Source organism: Actinomyces sp., assembly GCF_030530635.1.
Lineage (GTDB): Bacteria > Actinomycetota > Actinomycetes > Actinomycetales > Actinomycetaceae > Actinomyces.
This window is the reverse complement of the sequence record NZ_JAUMUL010000074.1, coordinates 1-16,374: the sequence shown is the minus strand read 5'-3', so window position 1 is coordinate 16,374 and position 16,374 is coordinate 1. Positions and strand designations below refer to the sequence as shown.

Here is a 16,374-nt window from a genome sequence, read left to right as displayed (position 1 = left end):
GCCTCCCAGAGCATCGCGTCGACGAGGGTGGTCTTGCCGTGGTCGACGTGGGCGACGATGGCGACGTTGCGCAGGTCCTGGCGCACGGTCATATGGGCTGATTCCTCCATTTGGTAAGCACCCGCGGGCGCACAAACTAAGGCAGGGTACCGGGTAACGGCTCCGCCCGACCATGACAGGCGCGACATACGGCCTGTGCGGCCGCTCACCTCTACTTCCCCGTGATCCGACGGGGACCGGGACGGCGTATGTTCCCCTCCTCGACGTCGACAGGGTGGGCGCCGGGAAGCGGCCGCGACACCGCCGGGCGCCGCGTGTTCGGCGCCGGACCGAACCGGCCTCGGCGCTCCTGGACGCCGAGCGGTCGGCGCGGCTCAGAGCGTCCCCGCCAGCAATGCGCAGGCAGCCGCGATTGCGACGCATACGGGCAGCGGGTTCCATCGCGAGCCGAACCGGCCCGTACTTGGCCTGGAAGCGGCGCCCCGCACACGTCGTTCCTTATAGGCAAGGAGGAGGTCACCCGCAGTATCGGCATCCAGGTGCGCGCGAAAAACAGAGTCGCTCTCTCCCAGGTACTCCTCTGGCACTTCGCGGCGCACACGGGCATCATGCTCCGTGCAGCGTGAACCGACTAGCTCTCGCTCCCGCAACTCCTGGCGTCTGCGGAAGGATGTGGACAACCCACCTGCACGCTGCGCGGCGGAGACCTTAGCCACATGGCCGGATCTGGTGATGACCTCCAGTCCCCAGCGAGTGCGGCAGGAATCCACCTCATCCCAGTCGAAAAGATAGGTGCGCCACGCGTTGCGCACGGTGATGCCGGCGTCTGCGACAATGAGCTGCGGCGCCCACCACAAACACCAAACCGCAAGCATCAGGAACAGGCCGCAGCCCAGGGCTTGCAGCCCGTTGCGGGTGCCGTCGACCAACCAGACCGTAATAACGGCCCAGGCCGTGCCGGCACCCGTTAGCAGAGTGCCGACACGACCTGGCAAAGAGCGGACTACGACCGTGGGCAAAGCCCCTGGCTCCCTTACTCGGCTACGTAGCCGATGTTCTCGGGACGGTAGGAGGCCAGCCCCTTGGCCCCGAAGTTCGCCAGGTTCTTCGGGACTGCAGTGAACTGCATGCGCTGGTAGATGGGCACGTTCATGACGTTCTCCCAAATGAGGGCATCACACTCGTTGGCCATGCTGGCGCGCTCGTCCTCATCCATCGTCGAGGCGATCTTCGCGATGTAGTCGTCGATCTCGGGGATGGACTGGGAGGTGAAATTCGACTCCGAGCCGGTGCCGTAGATCTGACCGATGTTGGCCAGCGGGTACTGGGTCTTCTGCCAAGTGAACGCGGTGATCTCGTAATTCTTGGCGTTGACGTACTCGGAGAAGTACTTATCCGACTCCACGGTAGAGAGCTTCATCTCCATACCCACCTCCTTCAACTGGCTCTGCAGGAGGTTGCCCTCATTCTCCGTGGTCGGAGTACCGGACGGAATGATGTAGGTGAAGGACAACCGCTGTCCGTCCTTGACCCGGATGCCGTCATCGCCCTCGCCCCAGCCGGCATCCTCCAGGAGCGTCTTGGCGGCTTCGGGGTCATAGGACCAGGCACCGGAGTTGTCCTGGTAGCCCTCCTGGGAGGGCATGAAGAAGCGGTTGCCGAGCATGACCTTGTCCATCTCGATCGGCAGCCCCGCCAGGTCGGAGGAGGCGATGGCCTCACGATCACAGGCGCGCATCAGGGCCTGGCGCACGGCCTTATCCGCCAGCGGACCGGAGGCGGCGTTGATGGTGAAGTGGCGCCACTGCAGGCCGAAGTTCTGCCGGATCTCGGCGTCCTCGCGTCCGGTGGCCTGGTTGTAGACGTCAGCGGACGAGATGTAGTCGATGACGTCAATGGCCTTGTTGGCGAAGGAGGTCGCCTCCGCCGAGGGGTCGAGGGCGCGGAAGGTGACCTTGTCCAGCAACGGGGCCTCACCCCACCACAGGTCGTTGGGGACCAGGGTCACCAGCTGCTGGGACTCGTTGTAGGAATCGATCTTGAAGGGGCCGGCGAAGTAGTCGTTGTTGAAAGCGCCCGCACCCGCCATCGACTCGTTGAAGGTCTTGGCGTCCGCCATCAGTTCCTTCGGGCTCACGCCTGTGAGCGCGCTGGTCCAGTCCGGGAAGACCGTCTTGAAGGTGATCTTGGCGGTGTGCTCGTCTATGATCTCCACGGACTCCACGTCCTTGATGCCGTCATTAGAGGCCCACAGGTACTCGGAATCGTTGGCGTGAGCAAGGGAGGCCTTGATGTCCTCGGAGTCCATCGGGCGCCCGTTGCCCCAGACGGCCTTCTCGTTCAGACCCATGGTGACCACGGTCTTGCCGTCGACCTCTTCGGCCTCGTAGGTGGTCAAGAAGTCAGGATTGGGGGTGGGTGCGCCGTCGTCGCCCCAGTCGAGGAAATAGGGCGAGACGAAGTCCATGATCAGCCGCACATCGCCGGTGTTGCCGTTGACGTGCATGTTGTTCCAGTTGGCGACGGCGGACTGCATGGCGAAGTTGAGCTCGCCGCCCTGCTGTAGGTCCGCGCGGTCCTTGCGGTTCATGGCCGCTTCGAAGTCGGGCTCGCCGCCCGCGCCAGCGGCTGAACTCGAGGTGGACTCGCTGGTCCTGGCGCAGGCGGCCAGCACGGCCATGACTGCCGCAGAGGCCGAGCCGGCCAGGAACAGACGACGGTTGATACTCATGTTGAAACTCCGATTCGAATTCGGTCGGTAGGGATAGATGCTCCGGAGCTCCGACGCCTTAACATCCGCCCCGTTGACATGGCGCGCATCATACCTTGCCGTATCGCAGTCGCATCCCACTTGCGACACCGCAAAGCACATTGTATCGCATCTTGTTTCCACAATAGGTTTGTCCTATGGTCTGATTCCGAACCGAGGAAATCAGAACACGGCAGTGCGCTCGGGGTAGTAGCAGGCGACCTCATGGTCCTCACCCTGCTGGGCAAAGTCCGGCATGCGCTCCAGGCACGACTGCTTCTGCTCGTCGTTCAGCTCGCCCGCGAACTTGGGGCAGCGGGTGCGGAAGCGGCAGCCCGAAGGCGGGTTGGCGGGGGAAGGCAGATCGCCCTCCAGGATGATGCGGCTGCGGGTGCGCTCCTTGACCGGATCAGGGATGGGGATGGCCGATAGCAGCGCCTGCGTGTACGGGTGGGCGGGCGCGGAGAAGACCGCGTCGACGTCACCGATCTCCACGATCTTGCCCAGATACATGACGGCCACGCGGTCGGCTATGTGCCGCACCACGGACAGGTCGTGGGCCACGAACAGGTAGCTGAGCCCCATGGTGGCACGCAACTCGTCGAGGAGGTTGATCACCCCCGCCTGAATGGACACGTCCAGGGCGGACACCGGCTCGTCCAGCACGAGCAGCTTCGGCTCGAGCGCGAGCGCCCGGGCGATGCCGATGCGCTGGCGCTGCCCGCCGGAGAAGTTGCGGGGGTAGCGGTTGGCGTGGCTCGGTTCAAGCCCCACCAGCTCCATGAGCTCCTCAACGCGCGGGCCGACCTGCTGCTTGCTCCAGCCGTTGGCCCGCAGCGGCTCGGCGATGATGTCGAAAATGGGCAGGCGCGGATCCAGTGACGCCATCGGGTCCTGGAAGACGACCTGCAAGTCGCGACGGATCCGCTTACGCTCCGCACGCCGGATTGCCGCGGCATCCCTGCCGAGGACCACGATCTTGCCGTCCTGCGGCGCCTGCAGATTAAGCACCTCCATGAGCGTGGTGGTCTTGCCGCAGCCGGACTCGCCAACGATTGCGAGGGTCTCCCCCTCCCGCACGTCGAAGGAGATGCCGTCCACCGCATGCACGGTGCCGACGCGCCGCTTGAACACGGCGCCCTTCATCAGGGGGAACTCCTTCACCAGGCCTTCTACCCGCAGCACCTCGGGGCGCTGCGGGTGGGGCAGGCTCATGACATCGGCGGTCTTGAGCGCAGGGACCGGGAAGATGTCCGTGTAGTCGAGGTTGTTCTTCTCGATCTCCGGGAGGCGTCGGCAGGCGGACCGCTGCTGCTCAGCGGTCGTGGGGCGGGACACCGCGGCGTCGTCGCGGACGGCGACCAGATCCGGCTCGCCGTCGAGGCACTCCGCAGCCGCCATGGGGCAGCGGGGTGCGAATGGGCAGCCGGCGGGCACCTCCAGTAGCGAGGGTGGCACACCTTCAAGGGTTGCCAGGGCGGAGTCCTTCTTGGCGTCCAGGCGGGGCAGCGCCCCGAGCAGCCCGATCGTGTAGGGCATGCGGGAGCGGTAGAAGATGTCATCCACGCTGCCGGTCTCCACGACTCGCCCCGCATACATGACGGCGACGCGGTCGGCCATGCCGGCCACGACCCCCAGGTCATGGGTGATCATGATGACGCCGGCGCCGGTCTCCTTTTGCGCTGTGCGCAGCACGTCGAGGATCTGCGCCTGGATGGTCACGTCCAGCGCCGTGGTGGGCTCGTCGGCGATGATCAGGTCGGGATTGTTGGCGATGGCGATGGCGATGACGGCACGCTGCCGCATCCCGCCGGAGAACTCGTGCGGATAGGCCTTGGACCGCACCTCCGGATTGGGGATGCCCACCAGGTCCAGCAGCTCCACTGCCCGCTTGTTGGCGTCGGCGTCGGGCATGTCCGGGTTGTGGACCTTCAGCGCCTCGACGATCTGGTCCCCCACCGTGTACACGGGCGTGAGGGCGGACAGCGGGTCCTGGAAGACCATGGACACCTGGGTGCCTCTGATCTTGGACATGTACTCGTCGCTGCGTCCGAGCAGCTCGGTTCCGTACAGACGCACCGAACCGGAGATGTCCGCGGTCTCATCGAGCAGCCCCATGACCGCCGTCGAGGTAACCGACTTGCCGGAGCCCGACTCCCCGACGAGGGCAAGCACCTCTCCGCGCCTGACAGTCAGGTCAATACCACGCACCGCATGGACCCGGCCGTCCTCGGAGGGGAAGGAGACACGCAAGTCGTCGATCTCCAGCAGCGGGGCGTCAGCCTCCCGAGCCGGCAACTCCTGCGATATGGGGGCCGTACCCCGGTTGCGTCGTGTTGCGCTCATGCCTTGCCTCCGGACTTGGACGAGGGGTCGATGGCGTCACGCAGCCCATCGCCCATGAAGTTGACGCATACGAGCATGAACACCAGCACCGTTGCGGGCGCAAGGAAGATCCACGGGTATGTGGTTGCGGAGCGTTGCCCCTCCGCAATCAGTGTGCCCAAGGAGGTGTTCGGTGCCTGCACTCCGAAGCCGAAATATGACAGCGTCGTCTCGCTGAGAACCGCGTAGGCGACGTTGAGGGTGGCGTCGACGATCAGCAGCGAGGCGATGTTGGGGATGATGTGGCGAACGATGATTACGGGACTGGGCACGTTCATGAAGCGCGCCGCATTGACGTAGTCGAGGTTCTTCACGCTGAGGGTCAGCGAGCGCACCACACGCGCGGTGAGCATCCAGCCGAATCCTGCCAACAGCACGATCAGCAGGACGGTTGACCCCTTGGCGGCCCCGGCCTTCTGGGACAGGATGGCGATGATGAGGAAGGAGGGCACCACCAGGAGTAGGTCGGTGGCCCACAGGGCGATCTTCTCCCACCAGCCGCCGAAATACGCGGCGGAGGAACCGATGATCGCAGCAATGCTGGTCTGCAGCAGGGCCACGAACACCCCGATCATCATCGACTTCCGCGTGCCCTCGACGACCATGGCGAACACGTCCCGCCCGCCCTGCGTGGTGCCGAACCAGTGGGAGGCACTGGGCGGCTGGAGGAAGGCCTTCGAGTCGACGTCGGTGAAGGACCACTGGCCAACATGGTTGCCTAAGATCGCCATCAGTGCGAGGGCCAGGATGCCGACGGCACCGAATACAGCGGTCCGGTTACGCAGGAAACGGCGCAGAATGATGCGCCCGCGAGTGAGCCGCTTGGACTCCTTGGGGTCCTCCTCGACGAGGTTCCCGGAGTCCGCGGTTGTCAGCGGGGCCTGCCCGGGCTGGTCCATGGCGGACTGGCCGCCGCCGGCGGCCGTCTTGGCGATGGAATCCATGCCGCGGTGGACGGCACCGGACGGATTGCGAGTCGAGTCATGCATGTCGATCAGCTCACTCTCACCCGTGGGTCGACGATGGCGACGAAGACGTCGGACAGCAACGCGCCGGTCAATGTGCACAGGCCGGAGAATGCGACCACCGCAGTCACCCCGTTGATGTCGTAGCTCGAGATCGAGCTGATGGAGTACTCGCCCATGCCGTGCCATCCGTAGACACGCTCGGTGATGACCGCGCCTGTGAACAGTCCGGCCATGGCGAAGGCGAAGTAGGTGGCCATGGGGATCAGGGCGGTGCGCAGGGCGTGGCGGGTGGCGGCCTGGTGCTTGCGCAGGCCCTTGGCGCGGGCCGTCCGTACGTAGTCGGCGCCTAGGGTGTCCAGCATGAGGTTGCGCTGGTAGCGCGAGTAGGAGGCAATCGATCCCAGGGACATCGAGAGCGTGGGTAGCAGCAAGTGCTGGGCGCGCCCCAGAAAGCCCTCGCCCTCACCGGTGAACTCGAAGATCTGGTAGCCGGTGGTCCGGTTGATGTGGACGGCGAGCACCTGCAGGAGGATAGCCAGCACCATAGCCGGCGTTGAGATCACGATCATGGCAAGCAGTGACACCGCCCGATCAGACAGCTTGTACTGCCGGGTAGCGGTCCACGCCCCGAGGGCCACACCGCCGACCATGCCGATCACCGCGCCCATGAATACCAGTCGGACCGACACGGCGATCTTCGTTCCCAGCAGCGCGTTGACCGACTCACCCTTCGGGGTGACGCCCCAGTTCCAGGACGTGACCACCTCACGGAGCCAGGTGACGTAGCGGCTCCATACCGGCAGGTCTGAGCTGATGTTGTACTGGACGAGAGCGGCGTTGATCGCATCCCAGTTCAGTGTCGGGTCCTCGCGGTTCCAGTTGTTGGCGGGGTCCAATGACGCCGATGCCAGCAAGTACGCCAGCGACGTCGCTATGAACAACAGGAGCGCGTAGTTCGCGAGCCTGCGCATTAGGTACGGAAACATGCAGTCTTCTCTTCGGCGGGCCGCCGGAGGCCGTGACCTGGCATGGGGCCAGTTCCGGTGCGGCTACGGACGTACCGCCCGGACGCGGCCACCCGCAGGGGACCCCGAGCCGAACGGACCATCTCACGATACCCGCATTTCGAAACAAACCCGACACCCGAGAAGCGACCCCGGAGCACCATGCTCGTCGGTAGCGGCACATAACCGAGAACAACGGCGTCAGAGTAACCTCCGCCACACCCCGTCCGTGCGGCACCGACATCAACGGTCGCAGGCAGAGCCCATCAGTTCATCGCGTGAGCATCCCGACGACGGAACAGGACGGCCACCAGAGCACCGGAGAGGTTGTGCCAGATGGAGAAGACGGCGCCGGGCAGGGCTGCCTCCGGGCTGAAGTACTGCGCGGCCAGCCCGGCCGCCAGCCCGGAGTTCTGCATGCCGACCTCAATGGCGGTGGTGCGCGAAGCCCTCTCGTCGCAGCTGGCCAGCCGGCCGAAGAGGTAGCCGAGCAGGTAGCCCAGGCAGTTGTGCAGAGCGACCGCCGCCAGCACCAGTGCCCCAGCGGAGGCGAGTCTGTCGGCGGAGCCGGAGACCACGGCGATCACCACATAGCAGATGCCGAGCACCGATACCCAGGGCATGATCGGCAGCAGCGGCGCCACAAACCGGCCCATGAGCGCACGGATCACCAGGCCGCCGATTACGGGCACCAACACGATCTTGACGATCGACAGCGCCATGGAGCGACCGTCCACGGGCAGGTACTGGCCGGCCAGCCACTGGGTCAGCAGCGGTGTCATGATCGGGGCCAGCAGCGTCGAGATCGACGTCATGGTCACCGACAGGGCTACATCACCGCGGGACAGGTATGAGATGACGTTGGAGGAGGTGCCGCCTGGGGCGCAGCCGACCAGGATGACGCCGGCGGCCAAAGCCGGGTCCAGCTGGAAGATGCGGGTGAGCGTCCAGGCGATGACGGGCATGACCACGAACTGGGCGGCCACGCCCACCAGCACCGGCAGGGGGCGGCGCACTACCAGGGCGAAGTCGGGCACCGTCAGGGTCAGGCCCATGCCGAACATGATGATGCCCAGGGCATAGTTGGTGCCGGCCGCCAGCGGACTGAGGGCCTCAGGGGCGGCCATCGCAGCGCCGAAGGCCAACAGGATGAGCAGCGGGAAGACGGTGACGGCGATATAGGCGGAGCGGTCCTCACCGCCACGCTTCGCAGATGCGGGCCGGGAGTCGGCCTGCTTGTAGGAACTGGGGGAATCTGCCGGAGAGGTCATGGTGCAGTCCTATCGCCGCCGACTGCCATGCAGACAGGTGTTCTCGGAAACCCGATCGCGCAGCGCGTCAGCGCAGCACGGCCGGGCGGCGCAGCAGGGCGGCCGCCAGAGACTTGAGCAGGTCACCAATCACGAAGGGCGCCAACCCCATGGCGAAGGTGGCACTCCAGGAGGCACCGGTGGCGGCGTGAAGCCAGACCAGCCCGGGTACGTACACCAGCGCGGAGGCGGCAAGCATGAGGCCCACCCGCAGCGCCGCTGCACGCACGGCCTTCGCGGCCTTGCCACGGTTGACGGGGATCGCCGCGGCCCGGCCGGCCAGTAGCGCCGCCAGCCCGTAGCCGAGCACGTAGCCGAAGGATGCGGTGACGCCTCCGGTCCAACCCGCCAGCACGGGCGCTCCGAGCGCCGCCGAGCCGGCGAACAGCGCCACGGCCGCCAGGCCGCGGCGGGAACCGAGGACTCCGCCCACAGCGAGCGCCGCCAATGTGCCGAGAGTCACCGGCACCGGGGTGAAGGGCAGGGGCAGGGCGATCTGACCGATCAGGGCGATGGCGGCGGCTCCCCCAAGGATGAGCATCGCCTCGCGTGCGGCACGACGGGCCAGGGAGGTGGTGGTGACCGAAGCGGACTCGACGCGGACCGCGGCAGGCGGGTTAGTGCTCATGTCCTCACCGTAGGCGCCACGACCTCGGCGGCGCACCGCCGTTTGCCGCCGGGATCCACGAACACAACTTGTGGGAATCCTCCAAGACTCCACATCAATCGACCCGCCCACCGCGCCCTTGCCCTCCCCCACCCAGACCGGCACTTGTGGCCTACCGCGGCGGCGAGACGAGGAGCGCGTGTCACAGAATGCAGCACTTTTGCTCGCAAGGAGCACCCTTACACCGCGTCGGAGCGCATGATTCCGGGGAAGCTACGCCCGCATCACCGAGGCAGCCCACGAGCCGCAGACTCAGGAGACAGTGACATCTCCCGTGGTAGTGCCGGTCGCGGCCCCACCGTTAGTGGCGTTTATGACGATGGCGGAGGACCCGCCGGCGGTGACGGCACCCTCGAAGCTGGTTCCGTCCAGGGTGAGGGTCAGGGTGCCGCCGTTGGAGCCGGAGTTACCCCAACGGTCCTCGTCGGCCGTGGCCAGCCCGCCGGAGGTCTCCAACGTGCAATCGGTTAGTGTGGCCTCGGCAGTGGTATTGGTGACATAAAGGATCGGCACCTCCCGGCTGCAGGTGAGCGACACGTTCTTCAGCGCGAGGCTGGAGACCTCGGTGGCAGCATCGGAATCGGCGGCGTCACCGGACATGGACTGATACAGCATGACGCCGCCGGTCTCGGAGTCAGTGGTGAAGGTCGACTCGGAGACGGTGGCGTGATTCTTGCCCTCCACCACGATCGCCTGCCCCTGGCCGGAGGTGCCGGTCAAACCGGAGACGGTGATCTGACCGGTGGAGTAGATGCAGGGCGAGCCATCACCGGCGGTAGTGAAGGCGTTGGTACCATCCACCGTCACGGTGCCGGAGCCGCGGTCGGTGGCGACGGCGGCGCAGTGGGCCCCCTCGGTGGCGATGGTCAGGTCGGCGCCGGTGATCGTCCCGGCGTAGGTGGCGTGCAGGCCGCGGGAGGACTCCCCAGTGGTGGCGATGGCGCTGGCTGTGATGGTGGCACCGGCGCCGCCGGTTGCGACCACGGCGTTCGCGCCGGAGGCGTCGGTGGTCAGCGTGGTCTGATCGATGGTTACGCTGCTGCCCTCACCCACTACTACAACGGCCGAGTTGAGACCGTAGAAGCTGTAGGAGTCGTCCACGCCGTGCTCGCCATTGGTGGAGGCGTCGCCGGACTTGCTCACGCGGGCGTTGGTGACGGTGAGGCTACCGCCATTGACGACCAGAAAGACGGTCTCGTCGCTGTTTGTGGACTCGAAGGTGCCGCCATCGATGGTGGCCGTGATGCCGTCAACCAGGTAGGCGCCGGCAAGAGCGACCTCCTTGTCGCCGATCGAGCCGGTCCAGGAACCGGCATACAACGCGGTGTTGGAGTCGGAGGCCTCGTGATACTCGGGGCCGGTGACTGCAGCAGCGGAGGTCCGTGTGTCTGTGGCCGCCGCAGCGGGCACCACAACCGAGTCCACGGTTGCCGAGGACGTGGAAGTACCGGCGCCGCCACAGGCTGACAGGGCGCCCAGGCCAACACCACCCAGCAGTACAGAGCGCCGCCGCATGAGCCAGTGGGTACCGTTAGTGACGTCGCTAGAGTCGGCGCGGTGGTCGGTCAAGCGAATGGGTTGCACAGTGTCTCCTTCAGGTGTGGTTCTCGAGGTGACGACTGGAACGCCGCACTCCCTACCGGAAGCGCCGACTCCGTTCGTTCTCGTCACACGCCAGTGTGTCAGCCGTAGATATGACCCGTCTGTGGATGTCTTATGACTGGTGTAGTGGACGCGCTAGCGTGCGGTCATGCCCCCACACCCACGCCCTACCGGCCCCGTCAGCACCACCCCGCCCTTCGCACTGGTACCCGCCGCCTATGTGCTGCTGCTACGTCCGCATGAGCACGCCGCCAGGCCCGCACTCGGCACCGGCCCGAACTGGTCCGGTGCCACATCCGACATCCCGTCCCGCATGTCCAACTCCGCAAGCACGGAAGTGCTGCTGCAACTGCGCCGCAACACCGGATTCATGGACGACCATTGGGCCGCCGGCATCGCCGGGCACGTCGAGCCCGGCGAACCAGTGACCGCGACGGCCGTGCGGGAGGGCGCCGAGGAGCTGGACATAATCCTCGAACCCGGCGACCTGGCACCGCTGACCGCCATACACCGCTCCAACGCGGTAGGCGGGCCGGCGCTGGAGCAGCGCGTTGACTTCTTCTTCACTCTCACCCGCTGGCAGGGCACCCCCACCATCAGGGAGCCCGCCAAATGCGGCGGCCTGGAATGGTTCGCGCTCGACGCGCTGCCCGATCCGATACCCCCGCATGAGTTCGCGGCACTGCGGCTTCTGACGGCGGCACTCGACACCGGGCGGCCTGCCCCGGCAATCACAACCTTCGGATTCGCCCAACACTGACGCACGCCCGGCGTTGCGGGACAGGACGCAAAACTCGGGCGGTGCGCGGACCGTGTCCGCGCACCGCATCAAGGCCGGGCTCTCCCGGGATTCCGGTCCGACACCGCGGCGGGCCGACGATCTGTCACGCCCTGCGCGCGTTGATGGAGGCGACCACGGCGTCGAGGGTGGCCGCGAGCTCACCGTCACGCAGATCGGCGGGGGTGAAGGTACTCATGTCCGCCGACGCGTCGGTGTACAACATCAGTTGCACGGCGGGGAAGACCGCGTGCATGCTCCAGCTGCCCAGCACCGTACGCCATTGCTCGACCGCACGAATGGCGCCGTCCCCGGAATACCCGACGAAGCCGACGGTCTTGCTCTGAAACTCGGAGAAGAGATGGTCGGTTGCGTTCTTGAAGGCGCCGGGGATCCCATGGTCGTACTCGGAGGTGACGAACACGAAGCCGTCCTGGGAGTCGATGGCATCGGACCAGGCCTGGACCCGCGGATCGTCATACTGCTTGTTCGCCATCATTGGCGGGACCTGCGAGGTGAACAGAGGGAGGTCGAAGGACTTGACATCAATGATGGAGTAGTCGGCGTCGCCGCGGGCGCGCGCGTGCTCCAACACCCATTCGGCGATCTGCTCACCCAGGCGAACCTCCCGCACCGATCCAAGGACGATCCCGATCTTGGGTTTAGTGGTCATGCAATGCTCCCTTCAGACGGCGCTACCGCTCGGGTCCGGGCGGTGCAGCCCCAACTCAACACGGCAACCGACCCCGCGACTAGTGAAACCGAACGTAGACATCATCACAGCCGCGTTATGGCGGGGCGGCGTCGCGCACCGACAACCGCCAAGCACCGCCAACCGCCGAACGGTGATGAACCGCGCGAGCGGTCTCGGCCGGCAATCGGCGTCTCCGCGTCTCAGACTCCGAGAAACTCCAGGATGTCCGGCAGCTCCCGGCGCGCCTGCACCAATCCGGCCTCGTAGGCGCCGACCACGCGGTCGTAGCGCAATTCACCGTTCTCAATCGCCATGCGGTCGGGCTGGAACAAATAGACACGCCCCTCACGGCGCCCCTGTTCCAGCTCCTGAATGGTCCGGTTGTAGGCGTCGGGCCGGTTAATGATCGCCTCGGCCACCTCGGGCTGCTTGCGGAACATGCGCCGGTAGGCGGCTGCACGCTTCTCGGCGGGCTTGCGGTAGCCGGCCGGGCGGGTGGAGACCACCAGCATGCGCTCGTAACCGTCCGCCGCGGCGGCGTCAGTGGCGAAACCGCCGGTGGGGCCGAGGGCGCCGTCAAGATACGGCACGTCGTCGATATAGACGGTGGGCATGAGCACCGGCATGGAGGAGGAGGCCTGGCAACGCACCAGCAGGTCGTTCAGAATCCCCATGTCCTCCAGACCCCAGTAGACCTCCTCGCCGGTGTCGCAGCGGAAGGAGCCGATGCGCACGGTCGCCTCGGAGGCCTTGAAGGTCTCCCAGTCGAAGGGGATCAACTCGCCCGGCAGGGACGTGTGCTGGTAGATGTGTTCGGAGTTGAAGTAGCCGCGCCCGCGAGCGAAACTGCCCCAGCCACCGGCGTCCGGGTCGGTGGTGAGCCCGACGAAGGCCTCGCGGGTACGCCACAGGTCGCGGGAGACCATGTTCGCGGTATTCGTCGACCCGGCGGATATGCCACCCACCCACGGGAAGAACAGGCCCTGCTCCAGCAACACCTGCACCAGGGCGGCCGTGTAGGTGCCGCGCATACCGCCGCCCTCGAAGACTAGGGCCACACCGTCGACGCGCCGAGTGATCGGAGCGGGCTCATGAGCGGGGTCGCCGAAGGGAACGGTACGGGCGGGGGCGAGGATCGTGGTGGTCATGATGGTTCAAGGCTAACGAGCCGCGGGAGCGGCCGGCAGTGATCCAGACCGCATTACCCCTTATTGCCCCCTTACGGATTACGGCCGTGTCGCGTAGCGTTGACTCATGGCACATCCCTTGTTATTAGATTCCCTGACCATGCGGGGACTCACCGCCCGCAATCGCCTATGGCTCCCACCCATGTGCATGTACTCGGTCACCGCCGAGGACGGCTGCCCCGGCAACTGGCATGTGCTGCACTACGGCACCCGCGCCCAGGGCGGATTCGGCACGATCATCGTCGAGGCCAGTGCCGTAACCCCCGAGGGGCGCCTGTCCCCCAACGACCTGGGCCTGTGGGACGACTCCCAGATTAAAGGACATCACTACCTGGTGGAGGCCATCCACATCGGCGGCGCACTGGCCGGCGTGCAACTCGGTCACGGCGGGCGCAAGGCGGGCACGCCGCCGTGGCGCCCCGACGTGGAAGGCTCACGCACGGGCACCCTGCCCGGATGGGAACTGGTGGCGCCCAGCGCCGTGCCCTACCCCGAGCACGCCACGCCGCAGGCGCTGACAACCGCGGAGATCGCGGACACCGTCCAGGCCTTCGCCGACGCCGCCCGCCGCGCCGTCGCAGCCGGTTACGACGTGATCGAGCTGCACGGTGCCCACGGCTACCTGATCCACGAGTTCCTCTCACCGCTGTCCAATATCCGCACCGACGCCTACGGCGGCTCGGACGAGGGACGACGCCGTTTCGTCCTGGAGGTGGCCCGGGCGGTGCGTGAGGCCATCGGAGATGACAAGGTCCTGGACATCCGCCTGTCGGCGACCGATTGGGCCGAGGGCGGAATCACCGGGGAGGACACCGCCGCACTGGCCCGGCAGCTGGTTCAGGCCGGGGTGGATGTGCTGCACGTGTCCACCGGCGGGAATGCACCCACGAAGGTGCCGGCCGGCCCCGGTTACCAGGTGCCCTTTGCCGCCCAGGTCAAGCGGGCCGTGGCGGGGATGACGACGCCTGGCGGTGGACAGCCGCAGGTGGTCACGGTCGGCATCATCGACTCCGGCTTGCAGGCCGAGCAGATCCTGGTGGCCGGCCTGGCCGACGCCGTCGCCACGGGTCGGGCCGCCTTGCGTGACCCGTACCTGCCGGTGCGCTGGACCCACGAGCTGGGCGTCAACGACTGGCAGGCCGCCCATCTGCCGATCCAGTACTGGCGCGGCGCCTGGCGCTGAGTGCCGCCCGGCTCTCAGGCGCCCAGCCAGTAGGCGTGCAGGGCACGGGCGAGGCGGCCGCCGTCGGCGACGGCGCACATCTCCCGCTGGGAGTGCATCGACAGCAGCCCCTGGCCGACGTCGACCGTGGAGATGCCCAGGCGGGTGGCGGTGAGCGGGCCGATCGTGGTGCCGCAGGGGACGGTGTTGTTGGACACGAAGTCCTGGCTGGGCACCGCCGCCGCAGCACAGGCCCGCGCCCAGGCAGCCACCGCCGCGGCGTCGGTGGCGTAGCGCTGCTGGGCGTTGATCTTCAGCAGCGGCCCGCCGCCGAGGACGGGACGCACGGCCGGGTCATGAAGTTGGGGGTGATTCGGGTGGACGGCGTGGCCGGCGTCGGCGGAGACGCACACCGAGCGGGCCAGCAGGGCGGCGTAGGCGTCGTCTCTAATCCCCATGGCGCCGGCGAGGCGGGACAGCACGGTCTCCAGGAACGGTCCCGCGGCACCGGTGCGGGTGCCGCTGCCGACCTCCTCATGGTCGTTGGCGACGAATACGATCGGGTCGCTCATCCCTGCATCCGCGTCGGCGCGCGCCAACTGCTCCAGGGCCACGAGCGCGGCGTGCACCGAGGAGAGGTTGTCCAGGCGGGCGGAGGCGAGGAACTCGCCGTGGCGCCCGAAGCGGGCCGGGGGCTCGGTGGGGTAGGTGAGTATGTCGCTGAAGGCCAGGTCTGCGGGGTCGATGCCGGCCAGTTCGCAGAGGTGACGCTCGGGCGCGTCGGGGCCGGGGTGGACTGATGCGGGAGCGAGCGAGTCGACGCCCGCTGTACCATCGGCCAGAGTCCACAGCGGCAGCAGGTGAGCCTGCCGATCCAGGTGCAGGGATTCGTTCACCGAGCGGTCCAGATGGGGGGCGACCTGGGCGACGCGGGCAATCGGTCCGGTGCGCACCAGGCGGGTGGCGCCATCGCGGGTGACCAGTCGCCCGGCCAGTCCGAGCTCGCGGTCCAGGAAGGAGTTCAGCAGCGGCCCGCCGTAGACCTCGACATTCAGCAGTTGCACGCCTTCACGCACCATGGCGGCGCGAGGTTTGAGCCGCAGCGCGGGCGAGTCCGTGTGGGCGCCGACAATCCGCAACCGCGCATCCGCATTCAGGTGTTCGGGCAGCAGCCAGGCGATGATGGCGCCGTCACGGCGGGTGTAGCCGCGCCGGGGCAGGTCGACATCCCAGACCCCGCGCTCATCTACGGGGGTCAGGCCGACGGTTTCCAGACGGCGTGCAACCTCCGCGGCCGCGTGGTAGCTGGTGGGCGAGGCGGTGAGGAAGTCGATGATGGAGTCGGCGTAGGCGTCGTCGTCGCGCAGGACGAGCGCGGTTTCGGGATCCGGCATGAGCCAAGTATGGGGTAGTCCACCCGCGCCACTGCCGAAAAGTGTCCAAAATCGGCACAAAGGCCGCTCCGTCGCCGCCGGGTACACAGAGAAACGGCTTGATACCAACGATCTGTCAGCCGCAGTTTGGTCTCGCACACGCGTTTGTCCCGATTTTGACAACCATAGGAGCATCACTCTGGCCGCGTACCGAGAACCGCACAACCGCCGCCTGGGCCTTCCGACCTATGGACACATCAGGCCCTGCCCACCTATTCTTGCAAACGTTCCCGGGAACGATTTCATATCGTGCTCCCGGAGACGCTATCCGCTCTTGATCCCAAGGAAGTGAACCAACATGAGCGTTCCAGTACCCAACCTCCGCGGCCTCAACCCCGCCCCAGTCACCCCCTTCACCCCCGACGGCGATATCGACTTCCCCGCCATCAAGCGCCTGGGCTCCTGGCTCGGCACCTTCCCCGAGGTCACCTCCCT

At 66.7% G+C, this 16,374-nt stretch carries 14 protein-coding genes; 2 read left to right on the top strand and 12 right to left on the bottom strand.

Features of this window, described 5'->3' with window-relative positions:
- From Q4A20_RS13340 to Q4A20_RS13300, 9 genes are all read right to left on the bottom strand, one after another.
- The coding region (locus Q4A20_RS13340; protein WP_303123692.1) for a GTP-binding protein at positions 1 to 92 on the bottom strand (92 nt) is incomplete at its 3' end.
- Between the two features lie 282 nt (positions 93 to 374).
- A complete protein-coding gene (locus tag Q4A20_RS13335; protein WP_303123688.1) occupies positions 375 to 929 on the bottom strand; it encodes a PH domain-containing protein in 555 nt (184 codons plus the stop codon).
- A gap of 104 nt (positions 930 to 1,033) precedes the next feature.
- Positions 1,034 to 2,731 carry an ABC transporter family substrate-binding protein gene (locus tag Q4A20_RS13330; protein WP_303123685.1) on the bottom strand — a complete coding sequence of 566 codons (1,698 nt, stop codon included), beginning with the start codon at positions 2,729 to 2,731 and terminating at the stop codon, positions 1,034 to 1,036.
- A gap of 201 nt (positions 2,732 to 2,932) precedes the next feature.
- On the bottom strand, positions 2,933 to 5,095 hold the full coding sequence (locus Q4A20_RS13325; RefSeq protein WP_303123684.1) for an ABC transporter ATP-binding protein: 2,163 nt from the start codon (positions 5,093 to 5,095) through the stop codon (positions 2,933 to 2,935).
- Positions 5,092 to 6,078: an ABC transporter permease gene (locus Q4A20_RS13320; protein ID WP_303123690.1), complete on the bottom strand. Its 987-nt coding sequence runs from the start codon at positions 6,076 to 6,078 to the stop codon at positions 5,092 to 5,094. Before Q4A20_RS13320 ends, Q4A20_RS13325 begins: the two co-directional genes overlap by 4 nt.
- A 50-nt stretch (positions 6,079 to 6,128) precedes the next feature.
- Positions 6,129 to 7,088 (bottom strand): ABC transporter permease, encoded by a 960-nt coding sequence (locus Q4A20_RS13315; protein WP_303123683.1) that lies wholly within the window; start codon positions 7,086 to 7,088, stop codon positions 6,129 to 6,131.
- Between the two features lie 284 nt (positions 7,089 to 7,372).
- Positions 7,373 to 8,377, bottom strand: coding sequence for a bile acid:sodium symporter family protein (locus Q4A20_RS13310; RefSeq protein ID WP_303123682.1), 1,005 nt, complete (start codon positions 8,375 to 8,377; stop codon positions 7,373 to 7,375).
- A 67-nt stretch (positions 8,378 to 8,444) separates the two neighbouring features.
- Positions 8,445 to 9,044, bottom strand: coding sequence for a biotin transporter BioY (locus Q4A20_RS13305; RefSeq protein ID WP_303123680.1), 600 nt, complete (start codon positions 9,042 to 9,044; stop codon positions 8,445 to 8,447).
- Positions 9,045 to 9,335: 291 nt separating this feature from the next.
- Positions 9,336 to 10,667: a hypothetical protein gene (locus tag Q4A20_RS13300; RefSeq protein ID WP_303123678.1), complete on the bottom strand. Its 1,332-nt coding sequence runs from the start codon at positions 10,665 to 10,667 to the stop codon at positions 9,336 to 9,338.
- A gap of 166 nt (positions 10,668 to 10,833) precedes the next feature.
- On the opposite strand from Q4A20_RS13300, the gene Q4A20_RS13295 reads away from it, so the two are divergent.
- Positions 10,834 to 11,445 carry an NUDIX domain-containing protein gene (locus tag Q4A20_RS13295; RefSeq protein WP_303123676.1) on the top strand — a complete coding sequence of 204 codons (612 nt, stop codon included), beginning with the start codon at positions 10,834 to 10,836 and terminating at the stop codon, positions 11,443 to 11,445.
- 124 nt (positions 11,446 to 11,569) lie between these two features.
- Here Q4A20_RS13295 and Q4A20_RS13290 read toward each other — a convergent pair whose 3' ends face one another.
- Positions 11,570 to 12,136, bottom strand: a complete 567-nt coding sequence (locus Q4A20_RS13290; RefSeq protein ID WP_303123674.1) for an NADPH-dependent FMN reductase — start codon at positions 12,134 to 12,136, stop codon at positions 11,570 to 11,572.
- A gap of 221 nt (positions 12,137 to 12,357) precedes the next feature.
- Positions 12,358 to 13,305: a patatin family protein gene (locus Q4A20_RS13285; protein WP_303123672.1), complete on the bottom strand. Its 948-nt coding sequence runs from the start codon at positions 13,303 to 13,305 to the stop codon at positions 12,358 to 12,360.
- A 106-nt stretch (positions 13,306 to 13,411) separates the two neighbouring features.
- On the opposite strand from Q4A20_RS13285, the gene Q4A20_RS13280 reads away from it, so the two are divergent.
- Positions 13,412 to 14,527 carry an NADH:flavin oxidoreductase/NADH oxidase gene (locus tag Q4A20_RS13280; protein WP_303123670.1) on the top strand — a complete coding sequence of 372 codons (1,116 nt, stop codon included), beginning with the start codon at positions 13,412 to 13,414 and terminating at the stop codon, positions 14,525 to 14,527.
- A gap of 14 nt (positions 14,528 to 14,541) precedes the next feature.
- On the opposite strand, the gene Q4A20_RS13275 is transcribed toward Q4A20_RS13280, so the two are convergent.
- Positions 14,542 to 15,900 (bottom strand): M18 family aminopeptidase, encoded by a 1,359-nt coding sequence (locus Q4A20_RS13275; protein ID WP_303123668.1) that lies wholly within the window; start codon positions 15,898 to 15,900, stop codon positions 14,542 to 14,544.
- Positions 15,901 to 16,374 lie beyond the last annotated feature (474 nt).

Excerpts from the sequence above, each read along its gene's own strand:
- Q4A20_RS13320 (WP_303123690.1), bottom strand. The coding sequence starts at position 6,078 with ATGGATTCCATCGCCAAGACGGCCGCCGGCGGCGGCCAGTCCGCCATG.
- Q4A20_RS13310 (WP_303123682.1), bottom strand. The coding sequence starts at position 8,377 with ATGACCTCTCCGGCAGATTCCCCCAGTTCCTACAAGCAGGCCGACTCC.
- Q4A20_RS13295 (WP_303123676.1), top strand. The coding sequence starts at position 10,834 with ATGCCCCCACACCCACGCCCTACCGGCCCCGTCAGCACCACCCCGCCC.
- Q4A20_RS13330 (WP_303123685.1), bottom strand. The coding sequence starts at position 2,731 with ATGAGTATCAACCGTCGTCTGTTCCTGGCCGGCTCGGCCTCTGCGGCA.
- Q4A20_RS13325 (WP_303123684.1), bottom strand. The coding sequence starts at position 5,095 with ATGAGCGCAACACGACGCAACCGGGGTACGGCCCCCATATCGCAGGAG.
- Q4A20_RS13285 (WP_303123672.1), bottom strand. The coding sequence starts at position 13,305 with ATGACCACCACGATCCTCGCCCCCGCCCGTACCGTTCCCTTCGGCGAC.
- Q4A20_RS13305 (WP_303123680.1), bottom strand. The coding sequence starts at position 9,044 with ATGAGCACTAACCCGCCTGCCGCGGTCCGCGTCGAGTCCGCTTCGGTC.
- Q4A20_RS13290 (WP_303123674.1), bottom strand. The coding sequence starts at position 12,136 with ATGACCACTAAACCCAAGATCGGGATCGTCCTTGGATCGGTGCGGGAG.
- Q4A20_RS13280 (WP_303123670.1), top strand. The coding sequence starts at position 13,412 with ATGGCACATCCCTTGTTATTAGATTCCCTGACCATGCGGGGACTCACC.
- Q4A20_RS13315 (WP_303123683.1), bottom strand. The coding sequence starts at position 7,088 with ATGTTTCCGTACCTAATGCGCAGGCTCGCGAACTACGCGCTCCTGTTG.
- Q4A20_RS13275 (WP_303123668.1), bottom strand. The coding sequence starts at position 15,900 with ATGCCGGATCCCGAAACCGCGCTCGTCCTGCGCGACGACGACGCCTAC.